This window comes from Mycolicibacterium tusciae, assembly GCF_002086795.1.
GTDB classification, from domain to species: Bacteria; Actinomycetota; Actinomycetes; order Mycobacteriales; family Mycobacteriaceae; genus Mycobacterium; species Mycobacterium tusciae.
In genome coordinates, this window is sequence record NZ_MVIM01000005.1 from 304,627 (window position 1) to 323,040 (window position 18,414).

General features: G+C 66.5%; 15 protein-coding genes, 1 tRNA gene and 1 pseudogene. 13 read left to right on the top strand and 4 right to left on the bottom strand.

Going from position 1 to position 18,414, the window contains the following annotated elements; translation table 11 throughout:
• The first annotated feature begins 25 nt into the window (after window positions 1-25).
• The 4 genes from BST47_RS12325 (at window position 26) to BST47_RS12340 (ending at window position 2,750) form a co-directional block, all read left to right on the top strand.
• Window positions 26-583 (top strand): hypothetical protein, encoded by a 558-nt coding sequence (locus BST47_RS12325; protein WP_011856345.1) that lies wholly within the window; start codon window positions 26-28, stop codon window positions 581-583.
• A gap of 69 nt (window positions 584-652) precedes the next feature.
• Entirely contained in the window at window positions 653-922 is a 270-nt protein-coding gene (locus BST47_RS12330) for a hypothetical protein (RefSeq protein ID WP_011856344.1), read from the top strand.
• A 38-nt stretch (window positions 923-960) separates the two neighbouring features.
• Window positions 961-2,451 (top strand): terminase large subunit domain-containing protein, encoded by a 1,491-nt coding sequence (locus tag BST47_RS12335; RefSeq protein WP_011856343.1) that lies wholly within the window; start codon window positions 961-963, stop codon window positions 2,449-2,451.
• Window positions 2,448-2,750, top strand: coding sequence for a hypothetical protein (locus BST47_RS12340; protein ID WP_011856342.1), 303 nt, complete (start codon window positions 2,448-2,450; stop codon window positions 2,748-2,750). Before BST47_RS12335 ends, BST47_RS12340 begins: the two co-directional genes overlap by 4 nt.
• A gap of 36 nt (window positions 2,751-2,786) precedes the next feature.
• Here BST47_RS12340 and BST47_RS12345 read toward each other — a convergent pair whose 3' ends face one another.
• From BST47_RS12345 to BST47_RS12355, 3 genes are all read right to left on the bottom strand, one after another.
• On the bottom strand, window positions 2,787-3,257 hold the full coding sequence (locus tag BST47_RS12345; protein ID WP_011856341.1) for a DUF4411 family protein: 471 nt from the start codon (window positions 3,255-3,257) through the stop codon (window positions 2,787-2,789).
• Entirely contained in the window at window positions 3,254-4,381 is a 1,128-nt protein-coding gene (locus tag BST47_RS12350) for an XRE family transcriptional regulator (protein WP_011856340.1), read from the bottom strand. Before BST47_RS12350 ends, BST47_RS12345 begins: the two co-directional genes overlap by 4 nt.
• A gap of 241 nt (window positions 4,382-4,622) precedes the next feature.
• A tRNA-Arg gene (locus BST47_RS12355) sits at window positions 4,623-4,698 on the bottom strand.
• A 204-nt stretch (window positions 4,699-4,902) separates the two neighbouring features.
• Here BST47_RS12355 and BST47_RS12360 point away from each other — a divergent pair.
• From BST47_RS12360 to BST47_RS12380, 5 genes are all read left to right on the top strand, one after another.
• The gene (locus BST47_RS12360; RefSeq protein WP_234809673.1) at window positions 4,903-5,340 is read left to right on the top strand and encodes a group I intron-associated PD-(D/E)XK endonuclease; all 438 of its coding nucleotides are present in this window, start codon (window positions 4,903-4,905) and stop codon (window positions 5,338-5,340) included.
• Between the two features lie 77 nt (window positions 5,341-5,417).
• On the top strand, window positions 5,418-6,902 hold the full coding sequence (locus tag BST47_RS12365) for a wax ester/triacylglycerol synthase family O-acyltransferase (protein ID WP_083125804.1): 1,485 nt from the start codon (window positions 5,418-5,420) through the stop codon (window positions 6,900-6,902).
• The gene (locus BST47_RS12370) at window positions 6,899-8,554 is read left to right on the top strand and encodes an HAD-IB family hydrolase/lysophospholipid acyltransferase family protein (protein WP_083125805.1); all 1,656 of its coding nucleotides are present in this window, start codon (window positions 6,899-6,901) and stop codon (window positions 8,552-8,554) included. Before BST47_RS12365 ends, BST47_RS12370 begins: the two co-directional genes overlap by 4 nt.
• Complete coding sequence (locus BST47_RS12375) at window positions 8,551-10,881, top strand: glycerol-3-phosphate 1-O-acyltransferase (RefSeq protein ID WP_083125806.1); 2,331 nt, start codon at window positions 8,551-8,553, stop codon at window positions 10,879-10,881. The genes BST47_RS12370 and BST47_RS12375 overlap by 4 nt, the downstream gene beginning before the upstream one ends.
• 90 nt (window positions 10,882-10,971) lie before the next feature.
• Window positions 10,972-12,978: a bifunctional copper resistance protein CopD/cytochrome c oxidase assembly protein gene (locus BST47_RS12380; RefSeq protein ID WP_083125807.1), complete on the top strand. Its 2,007-nt coding sequence runs from the start codon at window positions 10,972-10,974 to the stop codon at window positions 12,976-12,978.
• A gap of 6 nt (window positions 12,979-12,984) precedes the next feature.
• On the opposite strand, the pseudogene BST47_RS12385 reads toward BST47_RS12380, so the two are convergent.
• Window positions 12,985-13,368, bottom strand: a pseudogene (locus BST47_RS12385) (allophanate hydrolase-related protein); the annotation flags it as partial.
• 113 nt (window positions 13,369-13,481) lie between these two features.
• Between BST47_RS12385 and BST47_RS12390 the strand changes: the two are divergent.
• The 4 genes from BST47_RS12390 to ettA all read left to right on the top strand — a co-directional run bounded on the left by BST47_RS12390 (window position 13,482) and on the right by ettA (window position 18,344).
• On the top strand, window positions 13,482-14,606 hold the full coding sequence (locus BST47_RS12390) for an AMP-binding protein (protein ID WP_083125808.1): 1,125 nt from the start codon (window positions 13,482-13,484) through the stop codon (window positions 14,604-14,606).
• 2 nt (window positions 14,607-14,608) lie between these two features.
• A complete protein-coding gene (locus tag BST47_RS12395; protein ID WP_107528941.1) occupies window positions 14,609-15,967 on the top strand; it encodes an aldehyde dehydrogenase family protein in 1,359 nt (452 codons plus the stop codon).
• 148 nt (window positions 15,968-16,115) lie between these two features.
• Window positions 16,116-16,574 (top strand): single-stranded DNA-binding protein, encoded by a 459-nt coding sequence (gene ssb / locus BST47_RS12400; protein ID WP_083125873.1) that lies wholly within the window; start codon window positions 16,116-16,118, stop codon window positions 16,572-16,574.
• 96 nt (window positions 16,575-16,670) lie between these two features.
• Window positions 16,671-18,344 (top strand): energy-dependent translational throttle protein EttA, encoded by a 1,674-nt coding sequence (ettA, locus tag BST47_RS12405; RefSeq protein ID WP_083125809.1) that lies wholly within the window; start codon window positions 16,671-16,673, stop codon window positions 18,342-18,344.
• Window positions 18,345-18,414: the final 70 nt, after the last annotated feature.

Genomic DNA, 18,414 nt, shown 5'->3' on the forward strand with positions numbered 1-18,414 from the left:
CCACCACACCCGAAGGGACAGACCGATGACCGGCACCACCAATGCCCGCCGACGCCCGTTGACGATGGCCGACCTCACCACGCGCGAACGGCATCACCTCGAAGTGTGCGTTCACGAAGCGGCCCACGCCGTCGCTGGTGTCGCCCTCGGCGGCGAACTCCGCAGCGCGGTGGTGTCCAACAGTCGCGTGTGGGGTGTCGATGGTCTCGCCTCGTTCGCCGACACGCCCCACGGGCGTGACCCCGAGATCGCGTATGCGGGGCCGTGGGCGCAGGCGAAGTTCCGCGCCGGTGGCCGTGACAACCGCCCGACGCAGCGCCAGGTGTTCGCGATCCTCAACGCGGGCGGCTATAAGGACGACCGGATGCTGATCGCTTCCGGCGGCACGCATCTCGGGCACGCCGTCACCCCGCTGGTCGAGCGGACATGGCCCGCCGTCATCCGCGTGGCCCGACGGCTCTACGACACCGGGGAGGCGACCCACACTGACGTGTGCGCGGCGTTGGGCATCACCGACGGCGGCGGGCCGGGCAGTTCGCAACTCGCGGGGCTGCGGGCCGGTATGCGTCCGGTTCCCGCATGACCTAACCGACGACCACAACCACGCAGGGACTCCACCTCACCCAACGACGACACACCCGAGGAGCCCACCGTGACAACCCCCACCGCCACCCCGTCAGTTGACCCGTTCCACGACTTCTGGCTGCCGGACTACTGCCCCCGGTGCAACCCGGCGGGTCATCACGCCGACCGCTGCGTGCGCCTGGCCACCCAAACCGAGCCGGATGCCGTCACCTGGCGCGGCGGCAGAGGGTTGGTGTGCGACTACGTGTGCGACGGCTGCGGGCACCAGTGGCGGCGGGCCGACCTGTGGACCGCCGAGTGTGCCGGTTTCAATCCCAAGCAACGGAGGGCCGCGTGACCGCGACGACCGACCGCCGACGCGACCCCATCGTGTCGATGACCGCCGCCCGTGCCATCGCGTCAGCGCGCCAACGGCGGCGGCCCGCGACCCCGGCGGAATTGGCCCGGCGGCTCATTCCCGGCTACGTGGTCACCCCGGCCATCAAGCTGCTGTCCGACGAACTGGTGCGCGCGGTGGAGATGCCGGACGCCCGGCTGATCGTGACCATGCCGCCCAGGACCGGCAAGTCGGTGCTCACCTCGCAGGTGCTCCCGGTGTGGCTGCTGTCGCGCGACCCCGACGCCGAGGTCATCGTGAAGTCCTACGGCGACGCCCTGGCCGAGGAGCACAGCGCCGCCGCCCGACGGCTGATCGCCGAGAACCCCGCCGTCGTCGGCATCGAGTTGGCGGCGGACAAGCAGGCTGTCGGTCGGTGGCGGGTGGCCGGACACCGGGGCGGCATGTTGGCGGGCGGAATCCTGTCCAGCACCACCGGGTTCGGCGCGTCGGTGCTGCTGGTCGATGACCCGGTGAAGGGTGCGCAGGAGGCCGACTCGGACGCCTACCGGCGGCGGCTCACCGCCGAGTTCAAGGCCAGCCTGATGACCCGGCTGATGCCCGGCGCGTCGGCCATCGTCGTGCTCACGCGGTGGCACCCCGACGACCTCGCCGGGTCGCTGCTCGCCGAACCCGGCAGCCGGTGGCGGTGTGTGAACATCCCGGCCATCAGCACCGCCGGGGTGCCCGACGCGCTGGGCCGCGAACGCAGCGGCGTGGCTATGACCAGCGCGGTGGGGCGCACCGCCGAGCAGTTCCGCGAGATCAAGTCCGAGGTCGGGTCGCGGGCATGGGCCGCAATGTATTTGGGCACCCCCACGACGCCCGAGGGCGGGCTGATTAAGGCGGCGTGGATCGACACGTGGCGGTTGCCCGCCGCCCCGCCGGGGACGGTCAAGATCGTCGTCGGCGTGGACCCCGCCGACTCCGGCGAGGGCGACGAGACCGGCATCATCGCCGCCGCGCTGACCGCCGACGGGGTGGTGGCGCTCATCGCCGACGTGTCGGCCCGGATGACATCGGACGCCTGGGCGGTGCGCGCCGTGCAACTCGCCGCAGACGTGGGTGCGTCAGAGATCGCGGTGGAGGCGTTTGCGGCGCGGGCCACCTACACCCGGCTCGTCACCGAGGTGCTGGCCCGGTTCCGCGTGGACCGGCCCATCCGCGTCACCGGGTGGCCACCCAAGGGCACCGACCGGGGCAAGGGCGACGCTGTGGCCCGTTCCACCGGCCTGCTCGCCGCGCTGGAAACCGGACGCGCACGGGTGGCGGGGTTCCTGCCGGACTTCGAGGCGCAGGCCGTGACGTGGGAAGCCGGGCAGCACCAGCCTGACCGGGTGGCGGCGGCGGTGGTGGCCTACGACGTACTGGCCCACGCCATCACCGAACCCATCAGAATCGTCAGCCCCATGGACGTCGCCCGCCGCGCGCGGGAGGGCAAGGTGCCACCGCCGCCGCAGTGGATGACGCGCCAGATCGGTGGGCGATGACAGGCTGCATTGCCACCGCGCGCACCGTCGGCCCGTCCGGCGGCGGGGGACTGGCCAGGGCGGGCCGGGCGAAGCTGCGCACCGACTTAACCCATCCCGCGACCGCCGCGGAGCCCGCCGGTTGCTACTGCGCCCGATGCTGCCCAGAACCGTTGACCGACATCGAGGCTCAGCGCGCACTACGCCATGTGTCGAATCAGGACGCGGTGGCCTACGCGCGGGGCGACGTGACGGTGGTCCGCCTTCGCGGCTGCGACGAATGCGGTGGGTGGGTGCCGACGTTCACCGAGGTCGCCTAGTCGGCTGAGTCTTATCCGGGAGTCCGAGGGTGCGCATTATGTGCGGGCGAACGCCCAGCCATTCGTCCGCACGTAGTCGAAGAACTTCATCGTTGCAACTGAGTGCTCATCGGCGATATTCGGAATCTTCTGATTCTTGTCGTCCGTGTTCGGACCTTTGCGGCTCTCCTCGGTGACGATGACTGACCGCTCCGCCTTTGCGTGAGCAACAACGAACGGATCAGCCTCGTTGAGTTGGCCCTGCACCCACCCAGGATGGGCACGGGCAATTTCTGCAACCGTCGTCAACTCAGCACCGGAGACCGCACAGACGAACCCCGGTAGGTCCTTCGCCCACTTATGGAGATCGTCGCCGCCGCGCTTTATCTCACGGAGAACCGCCTCGCATACACAGCTATCCTGCGATGAGACTGACGCCTCGATGCTCTCCCAAAGTCCTGGAAAAATATCTCGCGGATAGTTCCGTTGCAAACCGATGAGGATATTCGTGTCGAGCGTGAATTTCATTCAGCGCCGCCGGTTCGGTAATACTCATCGAGCATCTGCTCAACCATCGGCAGACGTGCGTTGAGCAGGTAGGTCGCATCCACCAGATCGACCCGGCGATCTTCGAGAGCGCGCGCAATCGTGCCGATGTAACTCGGCCCCAGATCGCGATAGCGGAGTCGCCAAGGCGGCACGAACCCCGTGCCCTGTTTCTGCGCTTGTCGAGCCTGCTCCCACTGTTCTTCGCTCGCCGCTCTGATGCCATCGAGATCGCTGTCGGAGATGAACCCAAGCCTGCGCAGCCGAACTGCCGCCGCTAACGCACTCACCTTGAAATGCCGCGCCAGGTGGTCGGCAACCTTGCCAGGTTCCACGTCATCCAGAATGTTCATTCGCACCGCAGTCTCCGGCATAAGGAAAGCAGCGGAGAAATTGTTGGCGAGCGCCTCCTCGTTCACGGTCTCCCGTAGCGCACACAGCCCGCTAGTTCTGTTGATTAGGTGTGCGACCTCATGAAATAGGGTGAATGTGCGCCCGGCTGGGCTATCACCCCCGTTAACAATCACCACGGGCAATTCATCATGATGAACGGACAGCCCTCGGAAGGTTTCGAGTGGTATTTTCGTCGTCTGAAGAACGAGAATTCCGTTGTCTTCGAGTAGTCCGCGCCAGAAACTGAACACCTGATTGTTGGAGGATTCAGGGGGTACGAATGTGTCGGTGAGGCCGAATTTCCCCCGCAGATCAGATGCGCGCTCAGCGATGGTTTCCCAGGTGACGGGTCCGACCTCCACGCGGCGCTCGGGACGGCCGCCAAGTTCGAGCATCGCATCTCGGTGTTGCTCCGCCCGGCGCATCTCCTTCGCCAGGTCCGGCGGAAGACTTCCGTCGGACCGCCCTCGGAAGTCTGCGGTGTCCGGCACATCAGATGCAGCGGGCGGCGGCGCGAAGAAGAAACCCAATGGTCGGTCGAGCTTCCCTGCCATGAGGGTTAGCTGCCGGAAGGTCGGTTCCGCGTCGCCGGACTCGAACTCGATGACTCGGGACGGTTTGACGTTCATGGCGCGAGCAAGGTCGTCCACCGTCACACGGCTGGTCTCGCGCGCCCACGTCAGGGCGGACGGATCAATGGGTGCTCGGGCCACTATCCACCCCCCTGTTCACTGCGCCGCTGGCCCAAACTCTGCCAGTCCGAGCAATATTAGGGGTAACGCCCGACGGCTCGCCGCCCGTTCGCCGACGTTTAAGCCTGGCGGCAACATGATGACTGGCAGCGCACCGTCAACCTGGTCACGTCGCGTGTCCGGCTCCCGCCAGGGACAACGGTCGTCTGAACGCTTATCTTGCACGTATATCGCACGCCGCAGTCAAAAATAGGGTCTGACCTGGTGCCCCCGGCAGGATTCGAACCTGCAACCTACGGAGTAGAAATCCGCTGCGCTATCCGTTGCGCCACGGGGGCAAGTGATACGACACGCGACCCAGAAACTACCTACGTATCGCAACGACACCTACACGTAGCCGTCGTTCTCCTTTCACATACGCCGCCCGACCATAGCGATACTGGGATATCGGGCCACTCTGTCGGTGAGCTACGAAGGCAGCGCATCCACCTTAGCGGAATTCCCGCTAACCGATGGACGGGTCATCCCCTACTCTGGGTGAAATGGCGCACCATACAAAAGACAAAGGTGACTTGGGCATCGCCAAGGTTCACGCCGATTTGGTGAGTCAGGGGTTTACGGTCCTGTTCCCAGCAACGGAGCATGCTCCGTTCGACCTCGTCGCGTACGCAGCCGGACACTTCAACCGTCTTCAGGTGAAGTACCGATCGGCGCGCACGGGCGCCATCAAAGTCCAATTTCGGTCAATGTGGGCGGATCGAAACGGGACTCACATGACGCCGATGGACAAAAGTGCGATCGACACCGTGTGCATCTACTGCCCGGAAACCGACGAATGCTATTACGTGCGGCCCGACGCGTATGGCACGTCGGTCACGCTTCGTGTTGCTCCAAGCAAAAACGGACAGCAAGCGGGAGTTCTGGACGCTGCAGCCTTCCGTGAGCTGCCGAGTCCGTTAACGCATCGCGACAGCCACTAAAGGCCCGTCGCGCTGCCGCGTAGCGGACTAGCGTGGTGACCACCGACCGGGCCTTATGGGAAGGGGAGCGACGGGTAATGAGCGATGTGCCGGACCTCGACGCCGACGGACTCCCGGAGGAACTGAGCGCGTTCGATCAGATCCTGCATCGTGGTGAGGCCAACCCACGCACCAGGTCGGGGATCATGACCGTGGAGATCCTGGACGCCGAGCCGGACTGGGAGCAGTTCCGGCGACGGTTCGACAACGCCTCACGCAAGGTGCTGCGGCTGCGGCAGAAGGTCGTCACGCCCACGCTGCCGACGGTGGCGCCGCGGTGGGTCATCGATCCCGATTTCAACCTGGACTTCCACGTTCGCCGAATCCGGATCGCCGAACCGGGCACCCTGCGCCAGGTGCTGGACCTCGCCGACGTCGCCGCACAGTCGCCGCTCGATATCTCCCGGCCGCTGTGGACCGCGACGCTGATCGGGGGGCTCGAAGGCGGCGGTGCTGCGATCATGATGCACCTGAGCCACGCCATCACCGACGGCGTCGGTGCCGTCGAGATGTTCGCCAACATCTACGACCTCGAACGCGAACCCGCGCCGCGAGCAATCCCGCCATTGCCGATTCCGCAGGACCTCTCACCCAACGACTTGATGCGGCAAGGGGTTCGGCGTCTCCCCGGCACGATCGCGGGTCGCGCGCGGGGTGTGGTGGCCGGCGCCGCCCATGTGGTGACCGAGGCGATCCGCGACCCGGTCTCGCGATTGGGCAGCGTCGTCGGCTACGCGATGTCCGGTGCCCGCGTGCTGGGACCGGTCGCCGAGCCGTCGCCGGTGCTGCGCAGACGCAGCCTGTCGTCGCGCAGCGAGGCCATCGACATCAAGTTCGGCGACCTGCATCGCGCGGCCAAGGCGGCGGGTGGCTCGATCAACGACGCGTACCTGGCCGGCCTGTGCGGCGCGCTGCGCCTCTACCACGAGGCCAAAGGCGTTCCCATCGACGCGTTGCCGATGGCGGTACCCGTCAACCTGCGATCCGAGGCCGACCCCGCCGGCGGAAACCGTTTCGCCGGAGTCAATCTCGCCGCGCCGATCGGGCTGCAGGACCCCGAGGTGCGAATCAAGAACATCCGCTCACAGATGACGAGCAAGCGCGAGGAGCGGGCGATCGACATGGTCGGCGCCATCGCCCCGGTGATCAGCCTGTTGCCTGACTCGGTGCTCGAATCGATGGCGGGTTCCATCGTCAACTCCGATGTGCAGGCCAGCAACGTGCCCGTTTACGCGGGTGACACCTTCATCGCCGGGGCAAAGATTCTGCGGCAGTATGGAATTGGCCCGCTGCCCGGTGTGGCGATGATGGTGGTGCTGATCTCTCGGGCGGGGTACTGCACCATCACCACGCGCTACGACCGCGCCGCGATCAACGACCCGGACCTGTGGGCTCGCTGCGTGTTGTCGGGATTCGACGAAGTCCTCGCTCTGGGCGGCGACGGCCGCGCAGAGCCGGCGTCGTTCTCGGCGGACCCGCCCGAAGCTGCCCAAATCTCACCGAACGGAAGTGCGCTGCAATGACTTCGGGAAACGGCCAGGCCTCGCCGGCCATCCGCAAGACCATGCGACTGCCCGGCTCGGTCGCCGAAATCGAGGCGAGTCCGGCCGGACCTGAGGTCGGCGCGTTCTTCGATCTCGACGGCACGTTGGTCGCCGGTTTCACCGGTGTGGTCATGACGCAGGACCGGCTACGTCGCCGCCAGATGTCGGTCGGGGAGTTCATCGGTATGGTGCAGGCCGGGCTCAACCACCAACTCGGTCGCTCCGAATTCGAGGACCTCATCGGCAAGGGCGCCCGCATGCTGCGTGGCAATTCCCTCGATGACATCGACGAGCTGGCCGAGCGTCTGTTCGTCCAGAAGATCGTGAGCCGCATCTATCCCGAGATGCGCGAGCTCGTGCGCGCGCACATGGCCCGCGGCCACACCGTGGTGCTCAGTTCGTCGGCGTTGACGGTGCAGGTCGAGCCGGTCGCCCGGTTCCTCGGCATCAAAAACGTGTTGAGCAACAAGTTCGAGACCGACGAGCAAGGCCTGCTGACCGGCGAGGTGCTCAGGCCCATCATCTGGGGCCCGGGCAAGGCCAGGGCGGTGCAGGCGTTCGCCTCCGAGAACAGCGTCGACCTGGCAAAGAGCTATTTCTACGCCGACGGTGACGAAGACGTCGCGCTGATGTATCTGGTCGGCAATCCGCGGCCCACCAACCCGGCGGGCAAGCTCGCGGCGGTCGCCGCCAAACGTGGCTGGCCGGTGCTGAGATTCAGCAGCCGCAGTGGCAGCAGCCCGGTGTCACAGCTGCGCACCGCCGCGGGCATCGCGACGATGATGCCGATCGCCGCAGGCGCAATCGGGCTCGGCCTGCTCACCCGCAACCGGCGCACCGGCGTCAACTTCTTCACGTCGACGTTCGGCCGGACGCTCCTCACGACCATCGGCGTCGATCTCAATGTGGTCGGCAAGGAGAACCTAACGGCCGAACGGCCCGCGGTGTTCATCTTCAATCACCGAAACCAGGCCGACCCGCTGATCGCCGGGCGGCTCGTCGAATCCAACTTCACGTCGGTCGGCAAGAAGGAACTCGAGAAGGACCCGATCGTCGGCACGATGGGCAGGATCATGGACGCGGCGTTCATCGACCGTGACGATCCGCAGAAGGCGATCGAGGGACTGAAGAAGGTCGAGGAGCTCGCGCGCAAGGGGCTGTCGATCCTCATCGCACCCGAGGGCACCCGGCTGGACACCACCGAGGTCGGCCCGTTCAAGAAGGGCCCGTTCCGTATCGCGATGTCGGCGGGAATCCCCATCGTGCCCATCGTGATTCGCAACGCCGAAGTGATCGCCGCCCGCGATTCGAGCACGTTCAATCCCGGCATCGTCGACGTCGTCGTGTACCCGCCGATCCCCGTCGACGATTGGACTCATGACAACCTGTCCGAGCGCATCGCCGAGGTACGCGACCTCTACCTCGACACGCTGAGGGACTGGCCGCGGGACGAGCTGCCCACTCCGGAGCTGTACCGCCGCGCGGCTCCCAAGAAGGCGGCGAAGAAGGCGGCCAAGAAGGCCCCTGCCAAGAAATCGGCCGCCAAATCGACCGCCAACAAGGCTGCGGCGAAGAAGACCGCCGCCAAGAAGACGGCGACGAAAAAGGCCACACCGAAGGGCCGGCCGTGAAACCCACCGCGGACCAGATGGCACCGTTCACCGCTACCGACGACTCGCTGGTGCTGGCATCGGTGTCGTCGCCGGCCGAGCAGGAACTGCTTAATGACTGGCTGGAACAGCAGCGCCGCGAGCATCCCGACGCAAAGGTCGACGTATTGCGACTGCCCCACGACGATCCGCCCGCCGGCGTACTCGCTCAGCTAGTTGCCGAACTCGAGGCCGACGAGGATCGGTCCGTTGTCCCCGTGCGGGTGTTCTGGGTGCCGGGCGGACTACCGACCCGGTCGAAGGTGGTGTCGCTGCTGTCGGGTCGCGACACCTACCGGCCGCCGGAGCTTATCCAGCGCCGCATCCTGCGCAAGGATCCGTCTCGTGCGCGGGTGGTCGCCGGTGAGCCCGCGAAGGTCTCGGAGCTTCGGCAGCAGTGGGCCGACACCACGGTCGCCGAGAACTCTCGTGAGTTCGCGCGATTCGTGATGCGCCGCGCAGCGTTGGCGATCGAACGCGTCGAGCTGCGTCTGCTGGGACCGGAATACAAGTCCCCGCGCCTGATGAAGCCGGAGATCCTGGCCTCATCGCGGTTTCGCGAAGGCCTGGAACAGATTCCGGATGCGACCGTCGAAAAGGCGGGGGAGATGCTCGACGAGCTCTCCACCGGCTGGAGTCGCTTTTCGGTCGACCTGATCCCGTCGCTGGGCCGCGCCATCTTCAGCCGCGGGTTCGATCCCAACGTTGACTACGACCGCGCCGAGGTCGAGGCGATGCGCGACAGCCTGGAGAACCATCCGGCGGTGCTGCTGTTCTCTCACCGGTCTTACCTCGACGGTGTGATCGTGCCGGTGGCGATGCAGGAGAACCGATTGCCACCGGTTCACACCTTCGCGGGCATCAACCTGTCCTTCGGGTTCATGGGACCGCTGATGCGTCATTCGGGCGTGATCTTCCTGCGCCGCAAGCTCGACGACCCGCTGTACAAATACGTGCTGCGCCAATTCGTCGGCTACATCGTCGAGAAGCGCTTCAACCTCAGCTGGTCTATCGAAGGCACCCGCTCACGCACTGGAAAGATGTTGCCGCCCAAGCTCGGTCTGCTCGCCTACGTCGCTGACGCGTATCTCGATGGTCGCAGCGACGACATCCTGCTACAACCGGTATCGATCAGCTTCGACCAGCTGCACGAAACCGCCGAATACGCCGCGTACGCGCGAGGAGGCGAGAAGACGCCCGAGGGTCTGTCCTGGATGTACAACTTCATCAAGGCGCAGGGCGAACGCAACTACGGCAAGATCTACGTCCGCTTTCCCGCGGCGGTGTCGATGCGCGAATACCTCGGCGCCCCACACGGTCCGATGGCCACCGACGAGGCCGCCAAACGCCTGGCCATGCAGAAGATGGCCTTCGAGGTGTCGTGGCGGATCCTGCGGGCAACGCCGGTCAATGCGACCGCGTTGGTGTCGGCGCTGTTGCTGACCACCCGCGGTGTCGCCCTGACCCTCGATCAGCTGCACCACACGTTGCAGGACGCGCTGGATTATCTGGAGCGCAAGCAGACTCCGATGACCAACAGCGCGCTGCGATTGCGCACTGCCGACGGAGTGCGCGCCGCACTCGACGCACTGTCCAACGGTCATCCGGTCACGTGTGTCGACGGTGGCCGCGAGCCGGTGTGGCGGATCGCGCCCGAGGACGAGCACGAAGCGGCGTTCTACCGCAACACGCTCATCGACGCGTTCCTCGAAACGTCGATCGTCGACCTGGCGCTGGCGTACTCCGGGCGCGCCGAAGGTGACCGCTTGGAAGCGTTTTGGAGCCAGGCGATGCGGCTGCGCGCTCTGCTGAAGTTCGACTTCTACTTCGCCGACTCCGCCGCGTTCCGCGAGCATGTCGCCGAAGAGATGTCCTGGCACCAGGACTGGGAGTCGCACGTCGCGTCGGGAGACGTCGACAGCGTGCTGCGCGCCAAACGCCCGCTCATCGCCAGTGCGATGCTGCGACCGTTCTTCGAGGCGTACGAGATCGTGGCGGACGTGTTGCGTGAGTCGCCCCCCGACGTCGACGAGAAGGCGCTGACCAAGCGAGCGCTGGGGCTTGGCAACCAATACCGCGCGCAGCATCGGGTGCAGAGCAATGAGTCGGTGTCCGCCCTGTTGTTCGCGACAGCGCGTCAGGTGGTCGCCGACCAGGATCTGCTGACACCGGCCGCCGATCTGGACGAGCGACGCGCAGCGTTCGCCGCCGAGTTGCGCGGCATTCTGCGCGACATGGACAAGGTCGAGCAGTTCTCCCGCGAGCAGTTCTATGCGCGTGAGGTCGCGCGCCGCAGCCTGGGCAGTTAACTCCGCACCGAGCCGGCCTAGCGGCTCGCCCACCACGCCTTCCGGATATCGCCTGCGGGTTGGCGCACGGCCACGCCATACGCTGAACAGATGACCACGGTCGCATCCCGCGTGCGCACCGGCCCGGTGTGGCCGGTGCTGGTCGGTGTCGCCGTGCTGGCCGGCGCGGTCGCCGCGGGTCTGGCCGCGCTGTCGCTCACGGATGCGCTGACGGCGACGGGGCTGCCCGATCCGGGCCCGGTAACCACTTACGGCCTGCCGTTTGTCCGCGCAGCGGGGGAGATCGCCGCCGTGATCGCGGTCGGGTCGTTCCTGTTCGCCGCATTCCTGGTGCCCCCGCAGGCCAACGGGGTGCTCGACGCGGGCGGCTACCGTGCGCTGCGGCTCGGCACTGTCGCCTCCGGCGTGTGGACCGTCTGCGCCGCGTTGCTGGTCCCGCTGACCGTGTCCGACGTCACCGGGCAGCCCATCTCCTCGCGTCTGGATCCGTCTGCGATCTGGTCGGTGGCGAGTCTGGTCGAGATCGCCGGGGCGTGGCGGTGGACCGCCGTCATCGCCGCTGGCGTGACCATCGCCAGCATCCCGGTCCTGCGCTGGTCGCCGACCCCGCTGCTGTTCGCCGGGGCCCTGGCCACCCTGCTGCCGCTGGCGTTGACCGGCCACTCGGCCTCGGGCGGTTCCCATGATCTGGCCACCAACAGCCTGCTCATCCACCTCGTGGCCGGCGCGCTCTGGGCAGGCGGGTTGCTGGCGCTGCTGGTGCACGCGCTGCGCGGTGGCGAGCATGCCTACCTGGCGGCGCGTCGATTCTCGGCGGTCGCACTGTGGTGCTTCGTCGCCATGGCGTTCAGCGGTGTCGTCAACGCTCTCGTCCGGGTGCAGCCCTCAGATCTATTCGACACCGCGTACGGCCGGCTGATCCTGGCCAAGGCGGCGGCGCTGTGCGTACTCGGGGCGCTCGGTTGGGTGCAACGCCGTCGCGGTGTTGCCGCGCTGGACGCGGACCCTGGGGCGCGCGCCCCGTTGATCAGGTTCGCGCTCGCCGAAGCGGCGGTGTTCGGCCTGACGTTCGGTATCGCCGTCGCGCTGGGGCGGACACCGCCTCCTGCGCCCCCGATCTTCAATCCCTCTATCCCGGTGATCGAAATCGGCTACGACCTCGCAGGTCCACCGACCCTGGCCCGCATCCTGTTCGACTGGCGCTTCGACCTGGTATTCGGCACGGCCGCCATCGTGTTCGCGGTCGTGTACGTGGCTGCCGTCATCAGGCTGCGGCGCCGGGGCGACACGTGGCCGATCGGCCGTACCGTGGCATGGCTCTTGGGTTGCCTGGTGCTCCTGTTCGCCACGTCATCAGGCGTCGGCCGGTATATGCCGGCCATGTTCAGCATGCACATGGCCGCGCACATGCTGCTGTCGATGCTCGCGCCGATCCTGCTCGTGCTCGGGGCTCCCGTCACGCTCGCATTGCGGGCGCTACCCGCCGCTGGCCGCGACGATCCGCCGGGGCCGAGGGAGTGGCTGCTCGCCGCCCTGCATTCTCGGGTGTCGCGCGTGCTCACCAATCCGTTCGTCGCGACCTTCCTGTTCGTCGCGGGGTTCTACGGGCTCTACTTCGGCGGCATCTTCGACGCGGCGGTGGACAGCCACCCCGCCCACCTCGCGATGAATCTGCACTTCCTCCTGACCGGCTACCTGTTCTATTGGGTGGTGATCGGTGTCGACCCGACGCCGCGGCCGATCCCGCCGCTGGGCAAGGTCGGGATGGTGTTCGCCTCCCTGCCGTTCCACGCGTTCTTCGGGGTCGTGTTGATGAGCACGAACACGGTCCTGGGAGAGCCGTTCTACAAGTCGTTGCAGCTGTACTGGCACAACGACCTGCTCGGCGATCAACGGCTTGGTGGTGGAATCGCCTGGGCCGCAGGCGAGTTACCGCTCGTCATCGTGATGGCCGCACTGCTGATCCAGTGGCGCCGCAGCGACGAGCGCACCGCCACGAGGCTGGACCGTGCCGCCGATCGAGACGACGAGGCCGACCTCGCCGCCTACAACAGGATGCTCGCCGAGCTTGCCCGTCGCGAGGAGTCGTCCCAGTAGCGGTCGCTAGACCGCCCGTGCCGCAACGGCGGCGGGCCAGCTGCCATAGTGACTGATGTCGGGACCGGTGTCGGCTGAAGCATCGCAACTGAATCCGGTTCGCCATGTGCCGTCGTCGAACTCGACCTTGCCGAGCTGCATGGGCGCGGGCAGCGCCGCGAGGAACAAGCCGAGTGCCCGTGGGGAGAGCAGCCAGCGGTGACCCATGATCGAGGCGCCCGCAGCGCCGTCGGGCACGCGGGTGACGGCGGGCTTGGGCGGGTCAGTCGGTAGCACCGACATCCGGTACCTGGGTACTGTCGTGATCTCGCCGGCCCACTGCGCGCCCAATTCCGTGAGTTCGTGCGACAGCGGTCCACCCCGCAGGTGCGCGCCGAACACCACCAACTCCAGGTCCTCGCTCATGGGGCTTCAATGTACGGGGCATCGTCGCCGCCGCGCGCGGTAAACGCTTGCCGAATGGGAAGTTAACGCACGCATTTTCGCGAGATACGTCACGCTGCATGCCACCCGGCGGTGACACTATTGGTGCCGTGACCGGTGTCGACTTCTCGTTGCTGGACGTTCCGCGCGACCGACCCGTCGAGGATCCGAACGCGTTTCTGCGCGCCGCGATCGCATGGCATTTCGGCGACGACACCGGCTGCGCGTTCTGGCTACGGGCGGCGAAGGACCTGGACTTCGACCCGCTGACCGAGGTCACGACCTTCGGCGATCTTCGCAGGTTTCCGAACCTGCTCCGTGAGCTCCGCGATGCCCCTGTGGAGGATCTGATCCCGCGCGGGTACGGAGACCCGGCGCCGATCCCGCTGATCTTCGAATCGGGCGGAACCACCGGGGCGCCGAAGCGCACCGTCCAGCTGCCCGATTGGGTCGAGCAGGTAACCCGTTGGCAGGTAGAGGATTTCGTGACAGGTGGCTTCGTTTGCGGCAGGGGATTGGCTTGCCTGATGCCGAGCGGTCCGCACGGCGTCGGCTACTTCTCGCGCGAGGTTTCGCGGCGGTTGGGATCGGCCTTTCACGGCGTCGACTTGGATCCGCGCTGGGTGAAGAAGCTCACCGCACGCGGCGCCGCCGCCGAGGTGTCGATGTACGTCGACCATGTCCTCGAACAGGCGCAGTTCATTCTGCAGACCCAGAACATCGCCAATCTGCACACGTCGCCGCCGCTGTTCGACGCCATCGCGCGCAACGACCGTCTCGTGGATGTGGTCAACGAGCGCATCCGCTATGTGCTGCTCAGTGGCGCGCATGTCGACGTCGACACACTGGAGTTACTGCGAGACATCTTCCCGCAGACCACGATCACGATGGCGTTCGGCAGCACGATGATCCTGTCGCAGGCGATCACCCACTCGGCACCGGATGGCCGGTTCGTGTTCCATCCCCGTGCGCCGTACATCGTTTTCCGGGTGGTCGACCCCGACACCGGCGAGCGGGTCGGGCAGGGGCAGCGCGGTCAGGTGGTGATGAACCACGTCAGCAAGGGCATGTTCATCCCGAACAACCTCGAACGCGACAGCGCGATTCGCATGCCGGGATTGTCCGGCCAGATCGGGGATTCGCTGAGTGAGGTCGCGCCGGTGGCGAACTTCGAAGGCGAAGTGGTCATCGAGGGCGTGTACTGACCTTGACCGTCCTCGACGCCCTGGGGCCCGGCGGCGAATACCGAACCCGCAAGCGCGAATTGATCACCGACGTCTCCGGCTCCCCGGTCGCCGAGATGACCGTCGTGCCTCCGCTCTATGTGGCGCGCACCGTCAACGCGTTACGCAAGACGCGGCCCCTGCCCGCCGCGGAGCGCGGGGCGGCACTGGCTCGCGCGGCGACGATGTTCCTGTCCGATGAGATCGCCGGGCTTGACTTCGAGGGCTACGTCGACATGGCCAGCCGGGTGTCGGGTCTGCCGATCGCGGTGACGCGTGCGGGTGCGCGCAGCGTGGCGGACCAGGTGGCCGCGGTGGACCAATCGCTGCGCGCGGCCCAGCCACGTGGCGCCGAACGTGATCACCGGGCGATCTACGGCGGCGGCGCAGTGTGGGCCCGGCGCGGCGAGGTGTTCGCGGTGCACGCGTCGGGCAACGCCCCAGGGGTGCACGGACTTTGGCCGCAGGCGCTCGCATTGGGATATCGAGTGGCCGTGCGACCGTCGCGTCGCGAACCCTTCACCGGACAGCGATTGATCACCGCTTTGCGCGAGAGTGGATTTCGTGCGGAGGACGTCTGTTATCTGCCTACCGACTACGCGGGTGCCGACGCCATCATTCGTGCGGCGGATCTTGCGATGGTCTACGGCGGCCAGGACGTGGTCGACAAGTTCGCCTTGGATCCGTCGGTCTGGGTGAACGGACCCGGGCGGGCGAAGATCCTGGTGACCGCCGATCAGGACTGGCGCGAACATCTCGAGATGATCGTCGAGTCGATTTGCACATTCGGCGGAACGGCGTGCGTCAACGCCACCGCGGTGTTGGTCGAGGGTGACGCCGCGGCGGTGGCCGACGCGATTGCGGAACGGCTCTCGACTCTGGCTCCGCTGTCGATCAGCGACGAGGCGGCTGTGCTGCCGGTGATGTCGACGGCCGCCGCGCGGTCGATCGCGGAATTCCTCGGCGTTCGCGCCGCCGGGACGACGGCCCTGCTGGGCGCCGATCAGGTGGTCGCCGATCTCGGTGACGGGACCGCCGCCCTGCGCCCTGCTGTTCACCTGCTCCCGCGCCCCGATGCAGTCTGGTTGAACACCGAACTGGCATTCCCGTGCGTGTGGGTGTCGACGTGGGCGCGCGACAACGGACTCGAACCGCTGCGCCGATCGCTGGTGGTCACCGCGATCACCGAGGACCAGCAGCTGGTGGCCGACCTGGTCGACGAGCCGTCGATCCCGAACGTCTACGGCGGCCGGTTTCCCACGTGGTTCAGCGCCCCGCACATCCCGCATGACGGGTTTCTCGCCGACTTTTTGATGCGAAACAAGGGCTTCATCCGAGGCTGAGCCGCGGTCTGTCCACAATGGCGGATTCATCCACAGCCGCGGGGCGGCGCCGACCGTCCGCGGTCTCGATGTCGGCGGCCCGACGGTCAATGGTGGTGTCACCGACGCGCCGGGTCGCCGGCCGTCGCACGTAATGAAAGGAAGCATCATGTTCGAGACGCCGTTTCACATCGTCGGCAATATCGTCACCGATCCGATCCACCGCCAGGTCGGCGAGCAGGAGATGGTCAGGTTCCGCGTCGCCAGCAATTCCCGCCGCCGCACTGCCGAAGGAACATGGGAGCCGGGTAACTCGTTGTTCGTGACGGTGACCTGCTGGGGCCGCGCGGTCGCCGGTGCCAGCGCCGGACTCGTCAAGGGCGATCCGGTGATCGTCGTCGGACACGTCTACACGAGCGAGTACGAGGACCGTGACGGCAACCGGCGCTCGTCGGTCGAGGTGCGGGCGACATCCGTTGGGCCAGATCTGGCCCGCTGCACCGCCCGCATCGACCGGGCCAAACAACCGGCCGACGCGCAGGTCACCGACCTTGCCGACGAAACCTCCGACGCCAGTGATGATGGCGCCGCCGACGAGTCAGGCCGGGAGCTGCCACTGTCGGCGTAGCCGCAGGCACACGGTCGGCTCGACCGTAGGGGCCACGCCTAGGATGGTCGGCGGCGATAAACGACTCGACCCTCTTTTGAAAGGCAACACCACGGCATGGCCGAATTCATCTATTCGATGCGGAAGGTCCGCAAGGCGCACGGCGACAAGGTCATCCTTGACGACGTCAGTCTGAACTTCCTTCCAGGCGCGAAGATCGGCGTTGTCGGTCCTAACGGGGCTGGTAAGTCGAGCGTCTTGCGGATCATGGCCGGGCTCGACACCCCCAACAACGGCGACGCGCTGCTACAACCGGGTGCGACGGTCGGCATCCTGATGCAGGAGCCGGAACTCGACGAGACCAAGACGGTCCGCGAGAACGTCGAAGAAGGCGTTGCGATCAAGGCCAAGCTCAACCGCTACAACGAGGTCGCCGAGCTGATGGCCACCGACTACAGCGATGAGCTGATGGAGGAGATGGGCAAGCTCCAGGAGGAGCTCGACGCCGCCGACGCGTGGGACATCGACTCCCAGCTCGAACAGGCGATGGATGCGCTGCGCTGCCCACCGGCCGACGAGCCCGTCACCCACCTGTCCGGTGGCGAGAAGCGACGGGTGGCGCTGTGCAAGCTGCTGCTGTCCAAGCCCGACCTGCTGCTGCTCGACGAGCCGACGAACCACCTCGACGCCGAGAGCGTTTTGTGGCTCGAACAGCACCTCGCCAGCTACAAGGGCGCCATCCTGGCCGTCACCCACGACCGCTACTTCCTGGACAACGTCGCGGAGTGGATCCTCGAGCTCGACCGCGGACGCGCTTACCCGTACGAGGGCAACTACTCCACTTATCTGGAGAAGAAGGCTGAGCGCGTCGCCGTTCAGGGTCGCAAGGATGCCAAGCTGCAGAAGCGACTGCAGGAGGAGCTGGCCTGGGTCCGGTCTGGCGCCAAGGCGCGGCAGGCCAAGAACAAGGCCCGCCTCGGGCGCTACGAAGAGATGGTCACGGAGGCGGAGAAGACCCGCAAGCTCGACTTCGAGGAAATTCAGATCCCGGTCGGCCCGCGCCTCGGCAACGTGGTCGTCGAGGTGGAGCATCTCGACAAAGGTTTCGAGGGACGCACCCTCATCAAGGACCTGTCGTTCACTCTTCCGCGCAACGGAATCGTCGGCGTCATCGGCCCCAACGGTGTCGGTAAGACCACGCTGTTCAAGACCATCGTCGGTCTCGAGCAGCCGGACAGCGGCACCGTGAAGGTCGGTGAGACGGTCAAGCTCAGCTACGTCGACCAGAGCCGCGGCGGTATCGACCCCAAGAAGACCGTGTGGGAAGTGGTTTCCGACAAGCTGGACTACATCGAGGTCGGGCAGAACGAGATCCCGTCCAGGGCGTATGTCTCGGCGTTCGGTTTCAAGGGGCCGGATCAGCAGAAACCCGCCGGCGTGCTGTCGGGTGGTGAACGCAACCGGCTCAACCTCGCGCTCACCCTCAAAGAGGGCGGCAACCTGATTCTGCTCGACGAGCCGACCAACGACCTCGACGTCGAAACGCTGTCCTCGCTCGAGAACGCGCTGGAGAATTTCCCCGGCTGTGCAGTCGTGATCTCGCACGATCGTTGGTTCCTCGACCGCACGTGCACGCACATCCTGGCGTGGGAGGGCGACGACGACAACGAGGCCAAGTGGTTCTGGTTCGAGGGCAACTTCGGCGGCTACGAGGAGAACAAGATCGAGCGGCTCGGTGCCGACGCGGCACGTCCGCACAGGGTGACCCACCGCCGCCTCACGCGAGACTAGTGTCCATCGTGCGGACCACGTGGTCGCCTGCTCGTCGAGCCGGCGACGACGTCCAATGACGGGCGGTCCA